Origin of the sequence: Massilia varians (genome assembly GCF_027923905.1) — a bacterium.
In the GTDB taxonomy this organism is placed as follows: Bacteria; Pseudomonadota; Gammaproteobacteria; order Burkholderiales; family Burkholderiaceae_D; genus Telluria; species Telluria varians_B.
Genome location: NZ_AP026966.1, coordinates 575,361 through 597,866, shown reverse-complemented (window position 1 = coordinate 597,866; position 22,506 = coordinate 575,361). Strand labels below are relative to the sequence as shown.

Sequence of the window (22,506 nt, the reverse complement as noted above, 5' to 3'; positions counted from 1 at the left end):
CTATGGATGAAGACTTCATCCTAAGATTCTATAATGTATCGCACTTCGCGTTGAAAATATCAGGGCACGAGGCGGCCAACTGGGTCAGCGCGTCGACAGTTACCTTCACCTTGGGTTGCATGTGCCACGTTTTCTGCCAGATGACGTGGATTGGCATAGCCGCCCCGGAAATTTCGGGAAGCACTGGCACCAAGGCCCCGGACTGGATAGCCTTACCGGCTAACCAGACGGGGAGCTGTGCCAGTCCAGCGCCGCGGATACACGCCTCGAGAAGCGCGTCGCCGTCCGTCAGCTCATGCCGTGCCGATACCTCGTAGCGTTCAAACTTCCCTTGCTCGTCCTTTAGCAGCCAGGCAGGCTTGGCGCCACGTCGCCATCCGGTCAGACAATCGTGCTGGAACAAATCGGCATAGGACAATGGCACGCCCTTGCGCGCCAGGTATTCAGGCGAAGCGCAAGTCATCAGATGCTGGTCTCCCAGCCGGCGCGCGATGAGATCGGGGTGGTCACCCAATACGCCGATACGAACGGCCAAGTCGATCCCTTGCGCGACCATGTCGACTGGCTGATCACGCAAGGTGACATTAAGGTCGAGTTTATCGTGGCGCTCCGCGAGGTCCAGCAAGGTCGGAACGATGTGGCGGCGTCCAAAGGTCGTCGGCAGGTCCACGCGCAGGCGGCCTATCGGGTGCTGGTGACCGGTCGCAAGGAAAGATTCGGTTTGATCGAGCTCTTCGAAGATGCGCCGGCAGCTCAGCAAATAGGCCTCTCCTTCGCTGGTCAGATCGATCCGGCGCGTCGTACGGTGCAGTAGCTGCACGCCCAGGCGCGCCTCAAGCTTCGAGATGCTTTTGCCGACTGCAGAACCGGTCACGCCAAGCTGCGCCGCAGCTGCTGTCAGGCTTCCCTTCTCAACGGTCAGAACAAATTCACGGATGCCTACGAAACGATCTTCCATGGCTGATTATGGACTGGGAGGATGGGAAGTCTGGAATTTTAGCGGCTTTTTCTGCCTGCCGGGATCAACTAGACTTTCCAGACCAAACACACACCGAGGAAATGATATGAAGGCATGGCTTCTCAACGATTTTGGTCTCAACAATCTCGTGCTCGGCGAAGCACCATTGCCAACGCCAGGGCCTGGCGAAATTCTGATACGAGTGGGGGCTGTTTCGCTGAACTTCCGTGATAAGGCGATCGTGGATGGGTTCTATGAACCGCACAAGGTGCCGAAACCCCTGATCCCCGTATCCGATGCTGTCGGCCGCATTGTCGCCGTCGGTGAAGGCGTCACTCGATTCAAGCTCGGCGATCGCGTGAACTCTCACCTGTATTCGCGCTGGCTCGACGGTGCCCCAGCATCCGACGAACCTGAATACTGCCTCGGGTCACCGCTGCCGGGCGGCCTGGCGGAATACATGATCCTGCACGAGAACGGCGCGGTCAAAGCACCCGATACGATGAGTAACGAGGAAGCGTCGACCTTGCCGATCGCAGCCCTGACAGCCTGGTACTCGCTGATGGACGTCGGCAACCTGCAGCCGGGGCAGGTCGTGCTGGTCCAAGGAACCGGCGGCGTCTCGATTTTCGCAGCCCAGATCGCTGTGGCTCACGGCGCACGCGTCATCGCGACGTCGAGCAGCGACGAAAACCTGGAGAAGGTCAAGGCACTGGGGGTCAGCGACGGCATCAATACCGTAAGCATCCGGACTGGGAGCAAAAGGTCCTGGAGCTCACTGGTGGCAAAGGTGTCGACGTCACCATCGACGTCGCCGGCGGCGATGGCCTGAACAAGTCGGTTCAGGCCACCAAGGCAGCCGGCGTGATCGCGCAGGTGGGCTTCCTGACTGGCCAAACCACGCAGTTGCAGCTCATGCCGGTGATCTTCCGCCAGACGACGATACGTGGCATCGCGGTCGCGCCGCGTACCTCGTTCGACCGGATGAACCCATTCCTCAATCAACACCGAATCAAGCCGGTCATCGACAAGGTGTATGCCTTCGAAGACGCGGTACAAGCCTATGAACATCTGTCACGCGGCGCGTTCGGGAAAATTGTGATCAAGGTCGCCGAAGACTAAGGCTAACGCAGCTGTGGTCCCACCCGTATCGAAAGTAAGTTCGTCGATTACATCGACCGCGCCTGGGCCGCAGCTACCAGCGAAGAAGGAGCAAGCAATGGCAGCAGACACACCAACAGCACAAACACAATTGCTACCGCCTCAACTCTCGACCCATGCTGGCTTTTCGCGCATGTTCAAGCCAGGCGGGCTGACGATCGGTTTCATCCTCCCACTGGAGGGCTACCCGAACTCGCCAGCGCCTACCATGCACGACCATGCCGCCGTTGCCCGCTACGCCGACGAGGCAGGCTTTGCCGGCGTCTGGGCGCGTGACGTGCCGATGTACGACCCTATGTTTGGCGACACCGGTCAACTGTATGAGCCCTTCACTTATCTGGGTTTCATGGCGGCGATCACGCAGCGCCTGGCCTTGGCAACCGGCAGCGCGGTGGTCACGCTTCGGCACCCGCTTCTGCTGGCAAAGCAGGCTGCTTCCGTCGACCAGCTCTCAGGCGGACGCATGGTATTAGGGATTTCGTCGGGAGATCGGCCGAGTGAGTATCCTGCTTTTGGTATCGAAAGCGATTTCGAGTCGCGGGGTGAGCGTTTCCGTGAAGCGCTCGGCATGTTCAAGGCCAGCCTGGAGGAAACGTTCGCCGTACATCGGTCTAAACGATTCGGCTCTCTCGACGGCTCGCTGGACCTGCTGCCGAAACCGGCCCATAGCAAAATCCCGACTATCGTTACAGGACGAAGTCGCCAGGACCTGGAGTGGATCGCACGGAACGCAGACGGCTGGCTGTACTACTTCGTCAACCCGGAGCACTTAGCGCCACTGGTGTCGACCTGGCGCGACGTAGTCAAGCGTGAAACGCAATCCGATGTGTTCAAGCCCTTTGCACAAGGGATGTTCTTCGACCTGTCAGAGAATCCGGATCATCCGGTGCAGCGCATCCATTCAGGCTTGCGCGTCGGGCGTAACAGCTTGATCGAGTACCTGTACTGGCTGCAGGCTCTTGGCGTGAACCACGTTGCGCTGAACCTGAAGGTCTCGCGCCGGCCTGCGCGCGAAGTGCTGCAGGAGCTGTCGGAATACGTCCTGCCGGAATTTCCTTCGAACTGAATAACTGCATAAACATCGCTCCACCCGGCCGATACTGCCCGGTGGAGCGATTTTCATACAGATCTACATTCGGGCAATACGCCCGATTTCCATCACACCGTCATCACGATCTTGCCGAACTGCTGGTTCGATTCGAGGTACTCATGCGCGGCGACGACGTCGCGCAGCGGGAACACCTTGTCGATGTGAGGCCGTAGAAATCCTGTTTCGATGCCAAGCTTGATGAAGGCTCGGGCCCGCTGCAAAGCATCCGGATCCTCAGTGACTTCCGTGTAGACGAACCCGCGTAGCGACAGGCTGCGCTTTAACGCCAGCTTCAATGGGAACGGCGTCGGCTCCGGGCTGAGTGCCCCATGAACGACGATGGTACCGCGGCGCGCCATGGCATCCGCAAGAACAGCGACCTGCGGGCCACCGACGGCGTCGAATACGCACTGGAGGCCATCCGGTGCCAGTGCGCGGAGTCGCTCATCCAAGGATTCCTCTGTCGTACTGATCACCGCTTCGGCGCCCGCCGCCAGCAGGGCTTCGCGCTTTGCGCTCGTCAAGGTAATGGCGATCGGCCGTGCCCCGACCCGGCGAGCAATTTGTATCGCCGCCAGGCCGACGCTGCTTGAAGCAGCAGTGATTGCAACCCAGTCGCCGCTTCCCGTTCGACCTGCCTCGACCAGGCCGCCGTAAGCAGTCAGGTAGGCCATCCACAGGCCTGCCGCCTCCGTGGGCGACAGCCCTGCAGGTTGGGGCAGTACGTGCGACGCGGGAATCAGTGCGTGCTCGGCGTACGTTCCATATCTCCCCACTTCGAACCCTGGCACGACGCCCACCATGTCGCCAGCCGCAAAACCCGTGACCGACGCGCCGCAGGCCACTACAGTACCAACCGCCTCAAAGCCAAGCATCGAGGGAAGCCGGGCCTTTTCCAGGTACTGCCCAGTGCGGAACATCTTGTCAGCGCGGTTCAGTCCGATCGCCATAACCTTGATGAGCACTTCGTCCTCTGCTTGGACGGGGACGGCGCGCTGCTCGAGTAGTAGAACGGACGGGCCGCCCAGCTCATGAAACCGGACAACTTGCGAAAGCGTGACCATGATTCAGGATGCGACGTCGATGACGATCTTACCCAGTGCCTTGCCCGCTTCTTGTGCATCGTGGGCGGCGTGGGCATCCGACAGCGTGTAGCGCTTTTCGTCGACCAGCGGCTTGAGCTTGCCTTCTTCAGCCAGACGGGTTGCTTCGCGCAAGATCTCGCCATGATGGGCACGGCCTTCTCCACTGAGCATCGGCAGCAGCACGAAGATGCCCGACAGCGTCACGCAGCGCAGCGAACCTGGAGCGAGATTGGTTTCGCCGAACGCGTAGCAGCTGAGCACGTGACCGTAGGGCTTGGCGGCGACGAGCGAGTCGTCGAGCGTCTGTCCACCAACCGTATCGTAGACGACGTCGAAGCCAACACCGTCCGCATGCTGCGCGACGTAGTCGGCCACCTTGGCCGTGCGGTAGTCGATGGGCGTAGCGCCGTAGCCCCGGATGACGTCGTGCTTGCCGCTTGAGGCGGTGGCGTAGACATCGGCGTCAAACGCGCGCGCGATCTGGACCGCTACGTGGCCGACGCCGCCGGCGCCTCCCTGGATCAGCACACGCTGGCCAGCGCGCACGTGCGCCCGATCGACCAGGCCTTCCCACGCTGTCAGGAACACGAGAGGCAGTGCTGCAGCCTCGCGCATGCTGAGGTTCTTCGGCTTTGGCGCCAGCAGGCGTGCGTCCACCGCCGCGAACTCGGCGAGGGTGCCCGGGATGCCGCGTACACCGCCGGTCAAGCCGTATACCTCGTCACCGACCTTGAAGTCGGTGACACCGGCGCCGACTTCGGCGACGACGCCGGCAAGGTCGGTGCCGAGGATGGCCGGCAGCTCCGGCTCTGCGTACGGGGCTGCACCCGTCCGGATCTTGTAGTCGATCGGATTGACGCCGCTGGCGAAGATCTGCACCAGGACTTCGCCCGCGCCGGGAGCGGGGCGTAGTACCTGCGTGTCGCTGAATTGTCCGTCGGCGTAATCGTTCAGTACGAGCGCGCGCATGGTTTGGGTGGTCATTGTTGGACTTCCTTTAACAAACGGTTCTTGGGAATAAAACGAGTTGTGGAGTAATATTGATCCATAAGGCTCCACAAGTAAATTAGGCACTTTTCCGAACCATAGGCACCAAAAGGTAACCATGATCACTCCTACCGTCCGCCGACCGCTCGACCCGCTTGTCGTCAGCGAAACGTGTCTGCCGCGGCGTATCCACATGCTGCTCACGCCGAAGTGGACGTCAATGGTGATCTACGTGCTCAGTTTCGGCCCGCTGCGCACTGGACAGCTACAGCGCAGCATGCCGGGGATCTCCAAAAAGATGCTCACTCAGACCCTGCGGGAACTGGAGGGAGACCAGCTCGTCGCGCGCAAGGTGCACCAGGTCGTGCCGCCGGCGGTCGAGTATTCGCTGACGGAGCTGGGACAGAAATTCGTCGAACCCTTGCTGACGCTTTACGATTGGGCGGAAGCAAACGCTGCGCTACTGGACGCGGTTGAACGTAACAGGGCCGCGTCCGGAGACGCGATATCGCCTCCGGACGAAGACTGATGCCGCGCTTTCTGTGTCGGCCGCATCGCTCTGGCAATGCAAGCAATTAAGTAGAGGTGCCGATGGAGCTCTTTCAATCAATGCGTCTGTTCTCAAAGGTCGCACAGCTGCAAAGCTTCACCAAGGCCGCCGAGTCCCTGCAGATCGGCCGGCCGCAAGTCACGTTGGCCATCAACCAGCTAGAAGCATCGCTGGAAGTACGACTGTTTCAGAGAACGACACGCAAGGTCAGCCTGACTGCCGAGGGCAAGGCGTTCCTGGCCAAGGTTGAAGAGATTCTTGGCGGCGTCGAGGAAGCCGTGGCAATGTTTCAGGCTCCGGGGGACGCCGTAAGCGGACGGCTCCGGATCGATATTCCTTCGGCGTTTGCCGTAGAGGGCTTCATGGCTTCGCTCAGCCAGTTCCGCAATGCATATCCCAAGTTATCGATCACGTTGGGAGTGAGCGATCGCTCGGTCGACCTCATCGCCGAAGGAGTGGATTGCGTGCTGCGCATCGGCGAACTGCCGAGTTCAAGCCTGGTGGCCCGCCGCCTGGGTGCGCTCGTGATGATCACCTGCGCAGCGCCGGCCTATCTCGAGAAAGCGGCCTCGCTCGATCAACCGGACTGTCTCGCGCAACATGCATGCGTCAATTTCCTGTCCGGGATCAGCAAACGCACGCTGCCATGGCACTTCCTCCAGGATGGGATCAGCAGCTCGCTGCTGCCCGACAGCTCGATGCTGGTGAACGATGCATCGGCCTATGTCCAGTGCGCCCGCTCAGGCTTCGGTTTGATTCAAGTACCGGGAATTCTGGTGGATCGGTACCTTCGCGATGGGACGCTGGTGGAGGTCCTGACGGAATTTCGTCCCGCCCCGCGCCCCGTCTCGCTGGTTTATCCCAGCCGGTCGCATGTTCCCCCGCCGCTGCGTGCATTCTCGGACTGGCTTCAGCAGCACTTTCTCGCCATCGACCGCACCTGGCTTGAGTAATCGGGAAATAAGCACGTAGCGTCGAATCCTGTACGACAAAAGCCCCGCAGCACGCGGGGCTTCCGGACGCATAATTACGCCAGTGTGGCTTTTACAGCTTGACCACGATCTTGCCGAACTGCGCGTTGGACTCGAGGAAGCGGGTCGCTTCGACGATCTCTTCGAACGGGAACACTTTGGCGATCTGCGGGCTAAACTTTCCAGCGCTCAGGCCTTCGGTGATGAATGCCTTCGCGCGGGCGAGCTTCTCGTCATCAGTGGTGACTTCGATGAATTCGTAGCCGCGAATCGTCGTGTGCTTGCCGAGCACGTGCAGCACCGGCACCGGGGTTACGTCGTGGCTCAGTGCACCATAGATGAACACGATCGCATCCTTGCTCGTCGCCTTGACGATGTTTTCGAAGTCGGGGCCGCCGACCGGATCGAAGACCACGCGTGCGCCGGCGCCGCCGGTGATGCGCATGATCTCTGCAGTGATGTCGTCCAGGCCGGTCTGCAGGACGTGGGTAAAGCCTGCCTGCTTCAGTTCGTCGACCTTTTCGCCTTTGCGGGTAATGGCGATCGGGGTAGCACCGACCGACTCGGCGATCTGCATCGCGGCCAGGCCGACACTGCTCGACGCTGCCGACAGGACTACGAATTCGCCTTTGCCCAGGCCAGCCAGGTCGATCAGGGCGCCCCAGGCTGTCGTGAACGGCATCCAGGTGGCTGCCGCGGCTTCCCAGCTCACGCCAGCCGGATTCTTGACCACGGCGCGGGACGGGGCGATCACGAGATCGCCATACAGGCCGTACTGGTCGAACATGAAGGCCGGGATGACGGCGACCGAATCGCCGACCGCCAGACCGTCTACTCCCGCGCCGACGGCGTCGATCACACCCGATGCCTCATATCCCATGGTGGCCGGGAAGGTAGGCTCGATCACGTAGCGACCGGTGCGGTACATGCTCTCGGCGCGGTTCAGACCCAACGCGCGGACGCTGATGCGTACTTCGCCAGCCTTCGGCTCCGGAGTAGGAACCTCGTCGATTTGCAGAACTTCAGGACCACCGGTTTTGTGAAAACGAACATGACGTGCCATAACTCTTCTCCTGCTTTCGATGCGCCATCAAGGCGACGTTGAATGGGTGATTGACCGGTCCGCTCACGTCGGCGTTGAAGAACGGCGAGGTGAGCTGGACACAGGCAAACTATAAGGAGGAGCCCGATCGTCGAGAAGATCGGCTGGTGGCAACTGATTGTTTCGAAAATTGATAACTATCGTCATCAATGATCGCGCTTTGTAGTGGCTTTGCCGGACTGAAGCAAAACCACTGCGGACTAGGGAAAACTACTGCGAAGTCACTGCGAATTTTTCTGAGACATTGTGAAATATTCTGAGAACCTGCAAGGAGAACCTGCCGAGCGTATCGTGTTTGATTACGTGCGCGTACTATTGCAGCATAAACCACTGATCCGGCACGTGCGACGAGTGGATGTTTTCCAAGGTCATCTTCCGCTCGCCTGCGCACTCATCTGCCGGCCGTACACCAGCGATTTTTGTTAGATACTCTTAAACGAACTTGACCACGTTTTGCTCGTTGTTGACTTTATCCTGCGAGTCAAAAAGTGTATCGCCTTCGATATTCCGCTCAGTCTCGACCTTGAATGAATTAAAGTTGAAGAGTGAGCGATCCATCATATGTGACGGAACAACATTCTGCATTGCCGTCACCATGCTCCGAATCCAGAGTGGGTTAGTCTTTTCCCATTGGTTCAGCATCTCGCGCATCGCCTGACGCTGCAGGTTAGGTTGAGATCCACACAGGTTGCATGGAATGATGGGGAAGCCCATTGCCGCCGCATACTTCTTGATATCTCCCTCTCTGCAGTATGCCAAAGGCCGAATAACGACGTTCTCGCCGTCATCCGCAAGAAGTTTCGGTGGCATGCTCTTGATCGATCCGCCGTAAAACATGTTCAGCATGAACGTATGCAGGATATCGTCGCGGTGGTGCCCAAGGGCGATTTTTGTGGCTCCGAGTTCTTTAGCGGTGCGATACAAGATGCCGCGGCGCAACCGAGAGCACAACGAACATGTAGTCTTCCCAGGCGCAATTTTTTCCTTGACGATGCTGTAAGTGTCTTGCTCAACGATTTGATAGCGAACACCGATGCTATCAAGGTATGTTGGCAGAACATGTTCCGGGAAGCCTGGCTGCTTCTGGTCCAAGTTGACTGCGATCAGCTCAAAATTTACGGGGGCGATGCGCTGGAGGTGACGCAAGGTTTCCAGCATCGTGTAGCTGTCGGCGCCTCCGGAAAGACACACCATGACCAAGTCCCCCTCTTCGATCATGTTGAACTCCATGATCGCTTTGCCTGTGGACCTTCGGATCGTCTTTTCCAGCATCTCAAAGCGCCGGGATGTTCTAGACATAGTGCTGCTCGAGAGCTCATCGGGCACAACTTCTCCACTGCTCTCGTCTTCGTTGAATTTATGTTCTATAACGTTCATTGCCTGCTCTGTGCCTTGGCAAATAGTTCTGCCGGTCGTGGATGAGTTGTACGTGCCCGCTGGGGCAAAGCACATATTGTCTCATGCGGGGCTTTCTAACGGAATTGGTCGTTCGTCAACCCTACCGCCTTGCCGATGGTACTGGCACCGTCGTGGACGGCAAATTTGCGCCGGCGTCATTGCAGAAGCCTCAATGCCGGCGGAAGCTGAGACAACCCGCCATCTGAGCAAAGCAGTCACGTTTGGGGCGGCTCGGAGGCAGCAAGCGCTTGGTCAGTCCTGGCTGGACTGATGTTCTGTCATATTGATCAGCTCCGTTGGTGAGACACCGAGCGCTGCGGCAAGCCTGAAAAGGACTCGCACGGATGGCTGGTTGATACCTCGTTCCACAAGGCTGATAAAAGTCCGGTCAACACCTGCATTATTTGCTAGTTGCTCTTGCGTCAACCCTGCCTGCTTTCGAACTTTTCGTAAGACCTTCGCAAAGGCCAGCCCTGGATCCAAGATTCCTCCCTATTTAGGAGAAATCATGTCCTTGCGGTATGATTAAGTCTTCGGAGTATACTCTGCATTTTGACCTACCCCACTGCTCCTCCCACAGCACATCCGCTGGTTCCTACGTCACCTATTACATTAGGGGCTCGGAATCATGCATCTCAAGGCTTGATGTTCAATTGCAATGATCTGTAAACCTACCCCTATCCTCTGTTTCCTCACCGACAACGAACAAACACTCGATCTCTGCTTGCGATATTGGTCCCTAGAGAACAATGGAACTTGGAGTGAAAAAGTAACGGCCCTGCAACAGCGAAGCGGATGGGCACAGCGGGACTTACTCGCGCTGATCGGTGCTTCATGTCGATCATACATTAAGGGGATCAGATGCCACGATTGCGGGACCGCGCCAGAGATTACTTCGCGACAGCAGTTTGTTGATGCGGCTAGGTCATTCGTCAGGAAAGGCCATGTGCACCGCTGTCAGAAGTGCACACAAGCGGCCGAACATAAACGCGTAGCTGAAGCGGTAGCAGAAGATGAGCGCAAGAAGGCTCAAGTTGCAAATATGCTTACAGCGCTTGGTGCACCTCTGGATCCAATTGACTATAGTGCTTTTGGATACACTGAGGCATTCCTTCTCTATTCTTTACTTAGGGCCGCTGGAGAGTGTTGGCAAGGGCGGCAGATCATGTCCTTAGGGACACAAGCAGGGAACTTTGCTCCGACAGAGGAGATGGCGACAGCTATCTATCTGCACCTATATAAGGAAGGGATTATTGCCCCGGCGCCCTCGTGGAGCTCGAAGGCATACATCATCGTCGACGATGTATCAGGCACATTTAACTTTCCACCTCAAGAGGTCAACTGGACGTTAGCCCTCCCCAAGGATGGGGCGCCCATCGAAAGTATTCTGGGTTCGCTGGAAATGGTGCTTGACCAGCGTGATCTTGTGTCGGTTGCTGAGCTTTGGTCCATGGTTGCCGAGGCAGAATGCGAACGCTATTTTGGCGAACTATGCGAGCGCTACCGTTTTTCCAAGGAGGCTATTTTCTCCCCAAAGGTTGCTGAATCGATCCGATATTGCCTGGAGCGGGTATCACTCGCTCAGGTCTGGAATGTTCTCTGGTACACGATGCGGGAGACCGCCGCCCTGATTCAAGAAGGTAGATATTTACGCCCTCATGTCTACAATATGGTTGCCGGCAATCTCCGTCGCGACATCGACCGTCGGCTAGCCAATAATTCCCCTATCCGACCTTGGAACCGACTGCGCGCGGATAAAGAACCCATCATCACAGGAATCCTTTTCGACAAAGTTCTAGGAAAAGGTAACTTCGCTTTCGAAACCGTGACGGCAAGAAATATAAGCGATTTCTTTCATAGTGAATTTCCCCGGTTTTTGTAGATGCTCTATTTTTAAAAAACTTGAGCTATGAAGAAACAACCGAAGTACTCCCCCGAGGTTATCGATCGCTCAGTCCATCCTGCGACACGGTCTACCGGCCGCTTGTCACACTAACGATCGAGACCTTGCGCTATTGCCGCGCGAGACGTGCGAGGAGTGCAGCAGATTTGCAGCCGCATCGCTGATCTTGTCCGATACGACGCTTCCGCGTTCAAAGATGTCTCTGGAATCAGCCACAGCCTTGAGCAGCACCGCCACAGTCTCTGTCGACTTGAGCATACAGGCCGCCTCCGGCGGCGTCGAAACAATATTTCTTGAGTTGACGTTGGCTCGAGACGTACCATGGCATGACAAAAGAGTAGTGATACGGAAAGGGAAATCGTGATGGCGACGAAAGATTTGCAGAGCATTATCTTCAGCGCCGAGCTCATGGCAGGGATCAGCAAGGGTGTGAATCAAGCCGTGGCCGAATCAGATGCGGCCGGGCTTCGTCCGGCCTACGCGCCGGCGCGCTGCCAGCTGCAGGCCTTACACGATCTGCTTGAGGCGAACCGCGCCGCAGACTTGGCCGGGTTGGAGCGCGTACTACCATCCGCCGAGGAATGGAACAACCGAGACAACCTGACGCGCGAGCAGAAGCTCGAACACCGTCGCAAGGTCTTGGCAGAGAAAAAAGAGCAGGAGCGCCGGCAGCTCGCGTTTCATTGCGCTGTGGCCGATCTGCTGTATCAATCAGGCCAGCCCGGCACCTGGATTAAGCGGGAGGCCTTGAAGCAGATCGAGCTGTGGGAGAAAAGGAACCTATGCGCAAACTACGCGTGGAAGTGGCGTGAGTGCCTTGCCCAGCCCGAGGAATTCGGCCGGGCAATAATGCTACAAGAGGACGATCGAGGCGTGGCCATGCGCTGCAACTCCCCATTCACTGCTATCGCCTATGTCCCATGACAATCAAGATCGCGCGCAACATGTTTCCAGATGCTCGCAAATTTGCGCTTAGAAGGCCTTAGAACGCCTAACAAAACCTGTTACTTGCTCTGACGGCAACATGCTCGTACACTGAGCCATACCGACCGTCCGCTTTCGGCCACAAGCGGTCCTTCGGTAATCCCCCCACAAACCGACAATAATCCCTAAGCTTCAAGAAAGCAGCATGACAGACTCATTAGAAAGAGCTATGCGCGAATCGATCATCGCTGTGCTCAAGTTCGTAGGATCTGGATTTGTTTTCGGGGTTGCAACCGGAGGGCTGATCTACTTTTTTAACAGGAGTCCAGCACGCACCGACCTTGCAATTTTTCTCTCATCCGTGCCAATCGTTTTCGTTGTCGCGTATGCAGCGCCCATGATCAGAAATGTATGGCAGATATGGAAAGCTGTTAAGCAAAAACGACGTGCAGGCTCGCGATAACGTCGTGTTTCAATGACTGCTTTGGGTCGGAAGCAGACCTACGCAGGCTCAGTCCGGGCACTAACATAGTGTCCGTGTTCGTAGACGGACTGATGCCATGGCCCGAGCACTACTTCCTGAAGACCTGTGGTCGCTTATAGCAGCTCATCTTCCGGCCCATCACCGATCGCCGAAAGGCGGACGCCCGCGTATCGATGATCGCGCGGCCCTGACCGGGATCCTGTTTGTCCTCAAGACTGGAATACCGTGGGAGTACCTGCCGCGCGAACTCGGCTGCGGCAGCGGCATGACATGCTGGCGTCGCCTGCACGAATGGATGCTTGCTGGCGTTTGGCAGCGTATACACGAGGCGATTTTGCGAAGGCTCCGAGAGCATGACCAGATCATGTGGGATCGAGCTTGCGTTGATGCTGCAAGCGTACCGGCACCTGCCGGAGGCGAGCACACGGGCCGAAACCCAACCGATCGCGGCAAACTCGGAAGCAAACATCATCTGCTGGTGGATGAGCGTGGGCTTCCGTTAGTAGCTCAGATCTCAGGCGCGCAGGTACACGACTCGCGTTTCCTCATCCCGCTGGTAGAGTCAATCCCCGCAGTTAAGGGGCTGGCAGGCCGTGCGCGTAAACGTCCTGGTAAGCTGCATGCCGATCGAGCGTACGCTTCAAGAGCCCATCGGGCCTGGCTGCGCAGTCGGGGCATTGCAGCTCGGATCGCGCGTTACGGCGTAGAGTCACGCGAAAGGCTTGGCCGGTGGCGTTGGGTCGTCGAACGCACCTTGGGTTGGCTACACCGCTTCCGTAGATTGCGCATCCGACATGAGCGGCGAGCAGACGTGCACCAGGCGTTCCTTTCGCTTGCCTGCTCGCTCATCTGCTGGCGGTACGTCGAGCGGTTTTGTTAGGCGTTCTAAGTCCTGACAAGGCTCATCAGTAGTTACCGCAGGCGTACATTGAACGCTCGGTCAGTAGTTACAGTCGGAAGCCGCATTAAATGCTAAGTGGATTTGGGATTGTGGGACACTTTCGGTTTTGCAGTTCCTCCTTGGCGTGCGGAGGCCTTTCTTGGTTTGCTGGAACTTGTTGGATATCCGAAGGAAAAAAAGAAATGTGACACGCAAATGTGCCCGTGACTCGGGGCTAATGAAGGGTCCCGGTCGTGCTCCGTGTCGAAATCGGCGTTCGCAAACAGGTTTGATGGTTTCGTGAAAGGTTGTCCTGCACCGTTGGGGCGAAGTCGCAGGGAGGTCGCAAGCGCAGGATCAGAAAGTGCTGCCCTGATTGGAGGTACGATCTCTGGCTCTGGATCAAGAAGGACACCCACCATCGCCGCGACAGCTTGTCGACGGCTGTAAATGCCAGTAACGAAACGCCCTAGCCCTTGATCGAGTAAATAATGGTCCCTGTGACTTTTCTGCTTACCCAACCGCTTGAATTCAAACACTAACTTCATATCTCGGACATCGTCATTCCAGCCATAGACGATGTCAGTTCGGCGCTCCTCGACTAGTGAGCCGCTCGTCGGGCATATATCTCCGATAATGTCTTCAGCTGCCCACATTCCGAGTAACCCTCGTTCCCGGGCGGTGTAGTTCTCCACGTACACCTTCAGTCGCTTGGTTAAGGGCCCCTCATGCGTTTCTGGATTAAAGTCAGCCCGAGGACGGCTGGCTAGATAAGTCCAGGCTTCCCGAAGAACCTCGACTGCTTCTGTTGCTGGCACAATAGGGAACGCGGCAAACCAACTCGTTGGGATTGTCATCAGGCCGTCTCCTGCTTCTCGCGCATTGCGCCTACCTGAACCGTTCGGACCGTACTGAACTGGACCGTTCGGACTGCGCCCAACTGAACCGTTCGGACGACGTGCTCCGCATCACGCAGAGCTTGGCGGATTGTCCAACTGCGCAGAGCAAGGGGGCGCACTAGGTAAAGTGCCCCCTCCATCCATAAATGAATATCGGGAACCAAAGTTAGATAATTTCCAGAAGGGATAGCACGAAAACCGGCATCACGAAGCAGGGCCAAGGTCTCGAGGACTAGCTCACTATCAACCTCGGTCTCTATTTCGGGACTCGACGTAGGTTGTGGAGCAAATTTTATGCGAACGATCCCCGACGGGCCCGCTCGATTTGGATCACTCACTGTCACGTTGACACTAAAGCGTCCCTCTCCCCCGGTTCGTTTCCGCCAAGAGGTAAGCGATTCAGCTAATGCAGTCGCGTATCGTTCGACGTTTGCTGGACTTGCGGATCGCTGTGCTGGCGTGTCTAGGCTTTTGAAACTACGAGGACGGATTGATGGCATTAAAACGTCCACCGATTCACTGACCAACGCCTGCTCTTCGGACGAGAGGCCAAAATAATCGAAGACTGCTTGGTCGAGAGTTGACCGCAACTCTTCGTAGCACCGTTTTTGCTCCCACTCAGCTAAATCCGATATCTGAGCCATGCACTCGGAGACAGTCTCCAATGCTGCTTTGGCAGCTACTGGATCAGGTGCATCCTCAGGAATAAAGAAGGGGAAAGTTTCGACGTCAGCTAAGTGCACTCCGTTTCGCTCACAAAGCATTTTCCAGCCGCGTATCATCAAAAAATATCGTGCGAGACTAGAGCGCAGATACACCGCGACGAATTGCAAAAGTAGTGCATGCTCGGCCTTTCCTGCGATTACGCCAACACTGTGAGTAAACGAGGCCGGCCCGTCGTAATACACGGCCCGGACGTTTTGCTCGCCCCGCGAGAACCCGTCTGGAAACAGCACGCGTGGGCCGTCGAAAACGTCCAATATGGCAGAGTTTAGACCAACTACGGTATCCTGGCTTGCAGGCCACTTAGTGAGCAGTTCTGGATGTAAAACAGGAGAGCCAACGCTTAGAACTTCAATTGGCACAAAAGGTGTCCGCCTCAAAGGCGCTGCACTGACGGCCACACGGCTTTTATCATTTAGGTGGATGCCCTTGCGGTACACCCATCGGCGAAACTCACGTGGACCCGACCAAAAATCTGCAAAGGTACCGCGCGCCGTTAGTCGTGTCCAAGTCGCGAGGTCGTTAGCGTCACCCCACATTAAGGTAACGAGAAGCTGTGGATCGTCTACTATAGAGCGTGTTTGAAGTAGGTGACGGTCACTGGACTGCACCGTGAGTCGCCCCAATGAGAGGCTCATGTCCGCTTTCGGCACGCAGTACTCAAATATCTCTCCGAACGATATTCCCCCGCAAGGCTCTACTGACCTGCGCTCCCCGAGGAACACATGGCAAGTGTTCTCTGCCGTCGGGAAGAGGAGGCCCTGCAGATCCCCGAAATTGAGAAGTCGTATTGGACGGTACTTCTCGAGTAAGTGCGAAACAAAGCCAGAGCTCGAAGGCCCTAGGAACTGCCCAATAGGCTGGACCAAACACACTCGGCCAGTTGTTGTTAAAAAATCTAACGCGCGCAGGGCGTATGCTCCGGCAATTTGGCGCCGTACAAAGGGGGCGTCGGCCTGTTCGGCCCAATCGTCCGCAGAAGTACGAGTTTCACCAGCCGGTTCAGCCCATGGCGGATTTGATATGATTAGCGAGAACTGTCTTGTGCGAAACAGATGCGCATTATTGAAAAAATCTGCGGTTTTGTGACCGTACGCGAGGTTTGTTCCTTTCAGCGAAGGTAACCTAGCCCCTTCCTGCTCCTGCGCCTCCAGTATGTCGGCGGGAGCGAGGCCCTCTAATAACGACAAATAGAGGCTGAAGGCAGTAACACGGCACGCCATAAAATTAATGTCACCGCCGAATATGCAGGTTTCCAAAATTCTTGAACGTTCGCTGAAGCTTATTTGCCGCTTTTCTCGCCGCTCTGCCAACGCTATAAGGCGACGATAAGCTGTTGTCAGCAGAATTCCAGAACCACAAGCACCATCAAAAATCGTTTCCGAAAGCGGGTCGGGTGATGAAGAAAATGCCTGATCGACCACAAGCATAGCCAAATTACGTGGCGTGTAATACGCTCCGTCCTTGGCTTTCTGATCCGGAATCAGAAATGACTCGTATAGGCCAGAAAGCAATTCAACCGGAATATAGCTGAAGTCATAATTCCAAAAATCTTGTTGTCCAGTGCGCATGTCGGTCCTCCGTAGGAACTGATCAAGCAGGACAAACCCGTCGTCGGCCAAGGCATTCCAGGGGTCGTGGCGATCCTCGCCTAAAAAATCACCGTTAAAGTCAGTCCTCAGTCGGTCTACAAGGGCCTGCACTCCGGCCCTATCGCCACTTTTGACGAGACTATGTAATTGCGAAACGTTTCGGCGCTCTCTATACGTCTGACCTACGATTTCCCGATGCTCAAGATAAGCAACGAAAAGTACTTGGCCCATAAGTAATTCGGCCAAACGCTTACGCTGTGGCTTATTCTTACCTCCTGAGAAGCCGCTTTCTACAAGCTTCGCGACGACGACATTAAGGTTGTCAAGTAGCTTACGGTCTACCCGTGCTTTGACATCAAACCAGCTCGGCGCTCGACGGGAAAGATTAGCCGAGACGACATCCAAGGCCGAAAAATCCCCATCAGGACGCGCATCTGCTAGCGATAGTTGAGCGAACGCACTCTTTAACTTTCGAGCTGGAAGCGCGATCGCATGATCGCCCTTAATCTCAATAACAACGGTCGCAAGATTCTGATTCCAAATACGTTTTCGCGCTTCGTCAAGTTCCGTGGAAGTCAAAGGCTTGTTATCGTCTCCCAAGAAGACAACGGTTGGTACGCCCTCCACATCAAAGACTGCTTGGGCACGAATCGCTCCATCTGGCTTCAAGAGATTCGCTATCTCAAGAGCGTACGGGTGCGTCTCAGGGATTGAGTCACCGCGCAAATGCAAAACCGCAGGTTCTGCCGAATACCCAAGCTTATCGAGCCAATTATGTAATGACGTATTCGTCACATTAATCCTTTGTACTGCTTTATTTCCGTACTTTGCACGCCGAGTCTAACTTATGCTTTCGGTACAGAGCGCTCAAGAACATTATTACATCGATGGTAGCGAGGTCTAATAATGTCGACCTCACGTATGGGTATGTTAGAAAGACGACGGTCGATGATCCGTTCAAGCGCAAAATTGTATTCTAAAGGCAATTAATTAGCGAGTCCTAACAACTTGTAATCACTGTCCGATCTTCTCTATGTTCGTACGTACACGGCTTCGCTGCACCACCACATCAAGGACGGACTGCTCGACGGCCGAACAGACCCGAGCAGCCCCTTGGTGCTTACGTCTGACACATTGGTTACCGATTGTCGCGAATCTTTTTGGAGTAGTTCCCAACCACTTCGCTAAGTGCTAGCCCATGCGAATCGACGAGCTTTTGGATATGGTGTGCCGACAGGTCTGAGAAGTTGACATGCTCGAATGCGTTAAAAAATGTACGCACTGCCTTCACTAGCCTCTTCAACTCGGCCGGCCGCACCACTTCGACCTCGTGCGTGAACGCGCCGGCGCTCTCAAGCTGTTGGGCGGGATGAATCATCAGCCGTTTTACCTTCATCCCTGGATAATGCTTTTCAAACCATGCAGCAGACCGGTTCATCTGCTCCGATTCACGCTTATTGATTTCGCTACGTTCCAGCAATACCTCGTCCTTACATTCCCAAAGGATATACTGGGTTCCGTCCAACGCCCACAGGTTATCTGGACCTTCTTTCCACTCTTTGTCAGGCCGTTCGCCAACGAAACCTATGCACGACGCGAGCTCATCTAGAGCCTGCTCAAATTTGTCAGCTTTTACGCCGAAGGCGAGCCGTGCCAAAATGTCCGTCAGCGCAACATTTAACTGTGAATAGTCATCAAACTGCGAAATCCAGCTTTGGATTCGTTCCATACGCCCATGACTGACGATCGAAAGCTTAGTAATCTGAACTCCGTTTGCCGGTTTCAGCAGCAGTCGATTTGCGCTATGCGCAGCCAGTTGGAAACGCTCCGACAAGGGGCGGTCGAACTTATGGCTGTATCGAGCCATTTCTTGCAAATACCAGCCTTTTTCATCACTGTCAGAGACATTTTTGTCAAGATATGCCTGCACGCGATCAACAGCAGCGCGATAGTTCCCAGAAGCAAATGAATGCTCAGATAGCAGCTCCATTTCGAACTGCTCAAGAATTTCTTTCCGCGTCACATTTGGAACGACCGAATCCATCTGCTCTGCATAATATTCTTTCCAATCCGGGTCTCGATTGAGACACTGCGATATCAGTTTCGCAAAGGCGTCGACAGGCGCCCCTTCATCTCCCACCTCTTCACGCGCCATCTCAGCCACATCAATGCCGATTTTTACCTGCTGCGCTACCTGAGGCGAAAAATACGATCTCGACTTACTGTCCCGTATCAATCGCGTTAGATCTGTCCCGGTTACGACGACAACCGAATAGTCCTTTTCGCCTCGAACGCTACGTCCCATACCTTGTTCAACGCTTCTTACAGCTCTGATTAATGTTGCTTCGCTATTCGGGCGGCACGACTCGGTGTGCAGGTCAATCAGGCTCTCTGAGAATGGCTTCCCATCGAAAATCAAGATTCTGCACGTATCGTCTGGAAGATCAATGCCATCGTAGCGGTTCGCCAGGACAACTGTTAACTCATATTGACCCCGTTTAAGACTTCCGACTACGGTAGGTATGTTCTTCGTGTCTGCAACGATCGCCCCATATGCCTCCCAGTCCTTGGTTGTAGCGAAACTGTTTGTCAACGCAACAACGCCAGATCTACGTTTGTCGTTCGGCTTGGCAAACATATTCACCATCTCCGAGCGATCCAAGCTTTCGTCGATTAATGAAGGAATTAGGACCATCTTCTCGCCCGACCAGGTCTCGGCAGCATACTTTAACGGTGACGCGATGGTTTTTGGCGATAGCTGCAGACCTTTTACAAGGAACGAATCATCGGTCACCGTTGCTGACATCAGGATCCGATGCGACGCTCTCCAATAGCTGCCAAACGCTTGCAACGGCGCCACATAAGGCTCAATCTCCAGCGCGTCGCCGGAAATCACACACTGGCATCTATCCAACATATTCTTGAGCAACGGCCAGGCATAGCGCACGCTTTGCCTATCAGTTGCACTAGAAAGAATCCGAGCAACCTCGGCTTCTTTGGCCGTCCAAGCCCAGTAAGGAATTGGCAGCAGGGCGTCCCGTTTCTGATTTTGAATATCAGCGAACGTGCCGACACCTTGCTCTTCCAGGTCGGTGGAAAACATCTCCAATATAGAATGGTAGGCCGGTTCGTCCCGTGGAATCCTGATTCGGCAGGCCGCACGGATTGCATCAACGCACGCGTGTGCGTCATCCATTAAAAGGGTGCCGATGCTAACCGATTGATTGTTGAGGCCGAACTTGGTCAACCCGTTGAACAATTTCTGAACAGACGTAACCAGAATGCTGTCGCCATGCAAGAACTCCTCTGGCAGTTCGGGTGCCGCAATGCAAGTCTTGATACCGAATTGTTTTGCTTGGTCGCACGTTTGCTCAACGAGAAAATTGCTGGGACAAAGATATACGACCGGGCCCTTGCCGTCGTTGAGCCTCGACTGAAGCATCAGTAAGCCGATCAGAGTTTTGCCTTGTCCAGTGTGCAACTTGACAATAATGTCTCGATCGGTCTGATGACCATCGAACCATGCTTTGAGAACAGCGATTTGCGCGGGACGAAGTGGCCCCTTGTCAGTGGCACGATCCAAAGTTTCATAAAGAGCGATTGGATCGACAACTTTTTTGGCTTTACCGCCAGCGAGCCGCTTACTGAAATTGACCATTCTAAACCCTACTGAGAGAAGTGATGCCTATATTGCCACATTCTCTCAACCAATAGTACCTGTCTAGATCAGGTCACTTCCTCTAGTTGACGAGGTTTGTCGCATGGAACAAGGAGCTTTAATGTCGATTTGCGGACCGGCGACATGGCGAATCAGACGTCGGCACCGCCTTCGACGACGAGCCGTGCCCGACGCTGGTGACGCTCAACTTTATCTCGTTGCAACTGAAGCAAGCCAACTACAGGCCGTCGCGTCTTAAAACGAAGTAGGCGACCTGCGTCGGGAACGGTCGCGGCGTTCAAACTCGAGGGCGATTACGTTGGCCAACAGCTGAGACTCACGGTCAGAAAACTTACTGCGAAGAACCGCAGCTCCCGTGTCGGCGCGGACGCCCTCCGTCAAAGACGCGAGCAAGAGTCTGGCACTGCTATCAAAAATTCGTTGTTGCCTGGAGACTTCGTCAAGCCGGCTGCCGATGCCATCCGCTAATCCGTCGGCGAGTATGCCATGCACCGACTCGAGCACAAGCAGCATGAGGCGTAGGTGTATCGGTAGCGAGGACAACCGTCCCCGCGTATGCATGTGTAGGCAATATGCAACACCAGTTTTATTCTAGGACACGGTGTTTGGCTTCGGAGTGTAAAGATTACATAAATATTCAATGTGTAAAGTTTGAGTTAGTAACCTCCCTCTTGAGTTCGTCGAACAAATACCTTGCTATGTGCACATAAGCAAGGACAGCTATGCCCTGCTGGACATCCTGATGACCCTGCGCGAGCGCGCGCCGATCCATTTCGACATCGTCGCGGTCAACCTTGACCAGAAGCAGCCGAACTTCCCGGCCGATATCCTGCCGGCCTACCTCGAGAAGCTGGGTGTGCCGTACCACATCGAGAACCAGGACACCTACAGCATCGTCAAGCGTCTGATCCCGGAAGGCAAGACCACCTGCTCGCTGTGCTCGCGCCTGCGGCGCGGCATCCTGTACCGCGTGGCGGACGAGCTGGGCTGCAACAAGATCGCCCTGGGCCACCACCGTGACGACATCCTGGAAACCTTCTTCCTGAACATGTTCTTCGGCGGGAAGCTGAAGGGCATGCCGGCCAAGCTGGTCTCGGACGACGGCAAGCACATGGTGATCCGCCCGCTGGCCTACGTGAAGGAAGCCGATACCGAGCGCTACGCCGAGGTGAAAGGCTTCCCGATCATCCCGTGCGACCTGTGTGGCTCGCAGGAAAACCTGCAGCGCAAGCAGATCAAGGCCATGCTGCGCGACTGGGAAAAGAAGCATCCGGGCCGCGTCGAGAACGTGTTCTCGTCGCTCTCCACCGTGGTGCCCTCGCACCTGCAGGACCGTGACCTGTTCGGCTTCGTCGACCTGAAGACCGACGGCGTGGCGAATCCGAACGGCGACATCGCCTTCGACGAGGAGCCGTGCTCGACGCCGGCGGCGAATACGATTTCGCTCACGCAGCTGTAGCCCGGCCACCGGCTTTAACAGGAAGGCAGGGTCGTGCTACCCTGCCTTTTTTTCGTCCCATCGACAAAAGGATTCCATGAGCCTGCCCGCCCGCCTGTTCCGTTGCCTGTCCTTCAGCCTGGCCATCCTCGCCCCCGCCGCGGCGCTGGCCGAGCCGAGCGCGATCTACCTGGTGCGCCATGGCGAAAAGGCCAGTGTGGGCCAGGACCCGGAGCTGACCCCGCAAGGCCAGGCGCGGGCCCGGGCGATCGCCACCATCCTGTCGCGCAGCGGCATCACTGCCGTGTTCAGCACGCCGACCCAGCGCACGCGCCAGACCGCGCAGCCGCTGGCCCAGCGCATCGGGCTCGAGGTGCAGCTGTACGACCCGCGCGCGCCGAAAGCGCTGATCGACAAGGTGAAAACCCTGTCCGGGCCGGTACTGGTGGTGGGACACTCGAACACCCTGCCGGAACTGGTGCGGCTGTTCGGCGGCGCCCCCGGCGCCGACATCGGCGACGACGAATACGATCGCCTGTATCAGCTGACGCCGGCGGCAGGCGGTGCGGTCCGGACGATCCTGCTGACCTCCCCCTCCACGCCTTGAGGCAGCCACTCCCTTGCTGATGTTGTGATTTTGAAATATCGTCGTGGCTTGTCAGCAACCAGTAGTTCCAATGCA

The 22,506-nt window shown here is 56.2% G+C and carries 17 protein-coding genes and 1 pseudogene; 9 read left to right on the top strand and 9 right to left on the bottom strand.

From position 1 onward, the window contains the following. Positions 1-28: 28 nt before the first annotated feature. Complete coding sequence (locus MasN3_RS02775; protein WP_281912119.1) at positions 29-958, bottom strand: LysR family transcriptional regulator; 930 nt, start codon at positions 956-958, stop codon at positions 29-31. On the opposite strand from MasN3_RS02775, the pseudogene MasN3_RS25255 reads away from it, so the two are divergent. Continuing rightward, positions 846-2,080 (top strand): annotated as a pseudogene (locus MasN3_RS25255) (zinc-dependent alcohol dehydrogenase family protein). The gene MasN3_RS02775 and the pseudogene MasN3_RS25255 overlap by 113 nt on opposite strands. Positions 2,081-2,177: 97 nt before the next feature. Beyond that, positions 2,178-3,185, top strand: a complete 1,008-nt coding sequence (locus MasN3_RS02760) for an LLM class oxidoreductase (RefSeq protein WP_281912115.1) — start codon at positions 2,178-2,180, stop codon at positions 3,183-3,185. A gap of 92 nt (positions 3,186-3,277) precedes the next feature. Here MasN3_RS02760 and MasN3_RS02755 read toward each other — a convergent pair whose 3' ends face one another. Beyond that, a complete protein-coding gene (locus tag MasN3_RS02755) occupies positions 3,278-4,273 on the bottom strand; it encodes a zinc-dependent alcohol dehydrogenase family protein (protein ID WP_281912113.1) in 996 nt (331 codons plus the stop codon). A 3-nt stretch (positions 4,274-4,276) separates the two neighbouring features. Further along, entirely contained in the window at positions 4,277-5,278 is a 1,002-nt protein-coding gene (locus MasN3_RS02750) for a zinc-dependent alcohol dehydrogenase family protein (RefSeq protein WP_281912110.1), read from the bottom strand. 121 nt (positions 5,279-5,399) lie between these two features. Here MasN3_RS02750 and MasN3_RS02745 point away from each other — a divergent pair, with 121 nt between their 5' ends. Then, positions 5,400-5,810: a winged helix-turn-helix transcriptional regulator gene (locus MasN3_RS02745; RefSeq protein WP_281912108.1), complete on the top strand. Its 411-nt coding sequence runs from the start codon at positions 5,400-5,402 to the stop codon at positions 5,808-5,810. 62 nt (positions 5,811-5,872) lie between these two features. Continuing rightward, positions 5,873-6,784, top strand: a complete 912-nt coding sequence (locus MasN3_RS02740) for a LysR family transcriptional regulator (protein ID WP_281912106.1) — start codon at positions 5,873-5,875, stop codon at positions 6,782-6,784. A 91-nt stretch (positions 6,785-6,875) separates the two neighbouring features. Here the strand turns inward: MasN3_RS02740 and MasN3_RS02735 are convergent, their stop codons facing one another. The 3 genes from MasN3_RS02735 to MasN3_RS02725 all read right to left on the bottom strand — a co-directional run bounded on the left by MasN3_RS02735 (position 6,876) and on the right by MasN3_RS02725 (position 9,785). Continuing rightward, on the bottom strand, positions 6,876-7,865 hold the full coding sequence (locus tag MasN3_RS02735) for a zinc-dependent alcohol dehydrogenase family protein (protein ID WP_281912103.1): 990 nt from the start codon (positions 7,863-7,865) through the stop codon (positions 6,876-6,878). A 471-nt stretch (positions 7,866-8,336) separates the two neighbouring features. After that, the gene (ttcA, locus tag MasN3_RS02730) at positions 8,337-9,203 is read right to left on the bottom strand and encodes a tRNA 2-thiocytidine(32) synthetase TtcA (protein ID WP_281914616.1); all 867 of its coding nucleotides are present in this window, start codon (positions 9,201-9,203) and stop codon (positions 8,337-8,339) included. A 351-nt stretch (positions 9,204-9,554) separates the two neighbouring features. Continuing rightward, entirely contained in the window at positions 9,555-9,785 is a 231-nt protein-coding gene (locus MasN3_RS02725) for a helix-turn-helix domain-containing protein (protein ID WP_281912100.1), read from the bottom strand. A 463-nt stretch (positions 9,786-10,248) separates the two neighbouring features. Here MasN3_RS02725 and MasN3_RS02720 point away from each other — a divergent pair, with 463 nt between their 5' ends. The 3 genes from MasN3_RS02720 (at position 10,249) to MasN3_RS02710 (ending at position 13,493) form a co-directional block, all read left to right on the top strand. Then, a complete protein-coding gene (locus MasN3_RS02720; protein ID WP_281912097.1) occupies positions 10,249-11,184 on the top strand; it encodes a hypothetical protein in 936 nt (311 codons plus the stop codon). Positions 11,185-11,568: 384 nt separating this feature from the next. Beyond that, positions 11,569-12,129 carry a hypothetical protein gene (locus MasN3_RS02715; RefSeq protein ID WP_281912094.1) on the top strand — a complete coding sequence of 187 codons (561 nt, stop codon included), beginning with the start codon at positions 11,569-11,571 and terminating at the stop codon, positions 12,127-12,129. 560 nt (positions 12,130-12,689) lie between these two features. Next, complete coding sequence (locus tag MasN3_RS02710) at positions 12,690-13,493, top strand: IS5 family transposase (RefSeq protein WP_281912091.1); 804 nt, start codon at positions 12,690-12,692, stop codon at positions 13,491-13,493. A gap of 92 nt (positions 13,494-13,585) precedes the next feature. Here the strand turns inward: MasN3_RS02710 and MasN3_RS02705 are convergent, their stop codons facing one another. From MasN3_RS02705 to MasN3_RS02695, 3 genes are all read right to left on the bottom strand, one after another. Continuing rightward, positions 13,586-14,350 (bottom strand): Fis family transcriptional regulator, encoded by a 765-nt coding sequence (locus tag MasN3_RS02705; protein WP_281912089.1) that lies wholly within the window; start codon positions 14,348-14,350, stop codon positions 13,586-13,588. Next, entirely contained in the window at positions 14,350-17,502 is a 3,153-nt protein-coding gene (locus tag MasN3_RS02700) for an N-6 DNA methylase (protein ID WP_281912087.1), read from the bottom strand. Before MasN3_RS02700 ends, MasN3_RS02705 begins: the two co-directional genes overlap by 1 nt. Before the next feature lie 343 nt (positions 17,503-17,845). Next, the gene (locus tag MasN3_RS02695; protein WP_281912084.1) at positions 17,846-20,365 is read right to left on the bottom strand and encodes a DEAD/DEAH box helicase family protein; all 2,520 of its coding nucleotides are present in this window, start codon (positions 20,363-20,365) and stop codon (positions 17,846-17,848) included. 721 nt (positions 20,366-21,086) lie between these two features. Here MasN3_RS02695 and ttcA (MasN3_RS02690) point away from each other — a divergent pair. Further along, positions 21,087-21,845, top strand: a complete 759-nt coding sequence (gene ttcA, locus MasN3_RS02690; RefSeq protein WP_281912081.1) for a tRNA 2-thiocytidine(32) synthetase TtcA — start codon at positions 21,087-21,089, stop codon at positions 21,843-21,845. A 76-nt stretch (positions 21,846-21,921) separates the two neighbouring features. Beyond that, the gene (locus MasN3_RS02685) at positions 21,922-22,431 is read left to right on the top strand and encodes a SixA phosphatase family protein (protein ID WP_281912079.1); all 510 of its coding nucleotides are present in this window, start codon (positions 21,922-21,924) and stop codon (positions 22,429-22,431) included. Positions 22,432-22,506: the final 75 nt, after the last annotated feature.

Bases quoted from the DNA above. Each gene is read 5' to 3' on its own strand.
- MasN3_RS02775 (WP_281912119.1), bottom strand. From the start codon at position 958: ATGGAAGATCGTTTCGTAGGCATCCGTGAATTTGTTCTGACCGTTGAG.
- MasN3_RS02760 (WP_281912115.1), top strand. From the start codon at position 2,178: ATGGCAGCAGACACACCAACAGCACAAACACAATTGCTACCGCCTCAA.
- MasN3_RS02755 (WP_281912113.1), bottom strand. From the start codon at position 4,273: ATGGTCACGCTTTCGCAAGTTGTCCGGTTTCATGAGCTGGGCGGCCCG.
- MasN3_RS02750 (WP_281912110.1), bottom strand. From the start codon at position 5,278: ATGACCACCCAAACCATGCGCGCGCTCGTACTGAACGATTACGCCGAC.
- MasN3_RS02745 (WP_281912108.1), top strand. From the start codon at position 5,400: ATGATCACTCCTACCGTCCGCCGACCGCTCGACCCGCTTGTCGTCAGC.
- MasN3_RS02740 (WP_281912106.1), top strand. From the start codon at position 5,873: ATGGAGCTCTTTCAATCAATGCGTCTGTTCTCAAAGGTCGCACAGCTG.
- MasN3_RS02735 (WP_281912103.1), bottom strand. From the start codon at position 7,865: ATGGCACGTCATGTTCGTTTTCACAAAACCGGTGGTCCTGAAGTTCTG.
- ttcA (WP_281914616.1), bottom strand. From the start codon at position 9,203: ATGTCTAGAACATCCCGGCGCTTTGAGATGCTGGAAAAGACGATCCGA.
- MasN3_RS02715 (WP_281912094.1), top strand. From the start codon at position 11,569: ATGGCGACGAAAGATTTGCAGAGCATTATCTTCAGCGCCGAGCTCATG.
- MasN3_RS02710 (WP_281912091.1), top strand. From the start codon at position 12,690: ATGGCCCGAGCACTACTTCCTGAAGACCTGTGGTCGCTTATAGCAGCT.
- MasN3_RS02705 (WP_281912089.1), bottom strand. From the start codon at position 14,350: ATGACAATCCCAACGAGTTGGTTTGCCGCGTTCCCTATTGTGCCAGCA.
- MasN3_RS02695 (WP_281912084.1), bottom strand. From the start codon at position 20,365: ATGGTCAATTTCAGTAAGCGGCTCGCTGGCGGTAAAGCCAAAAAAGTT.
- MasN3_RS02685 (WP_281912079.1), top strand. From the start codon at position 21,922: ATGAGCCTGCCCGCCCGCCTGTTCCGTTGCCTGTCCTTCAGCCTGGCC.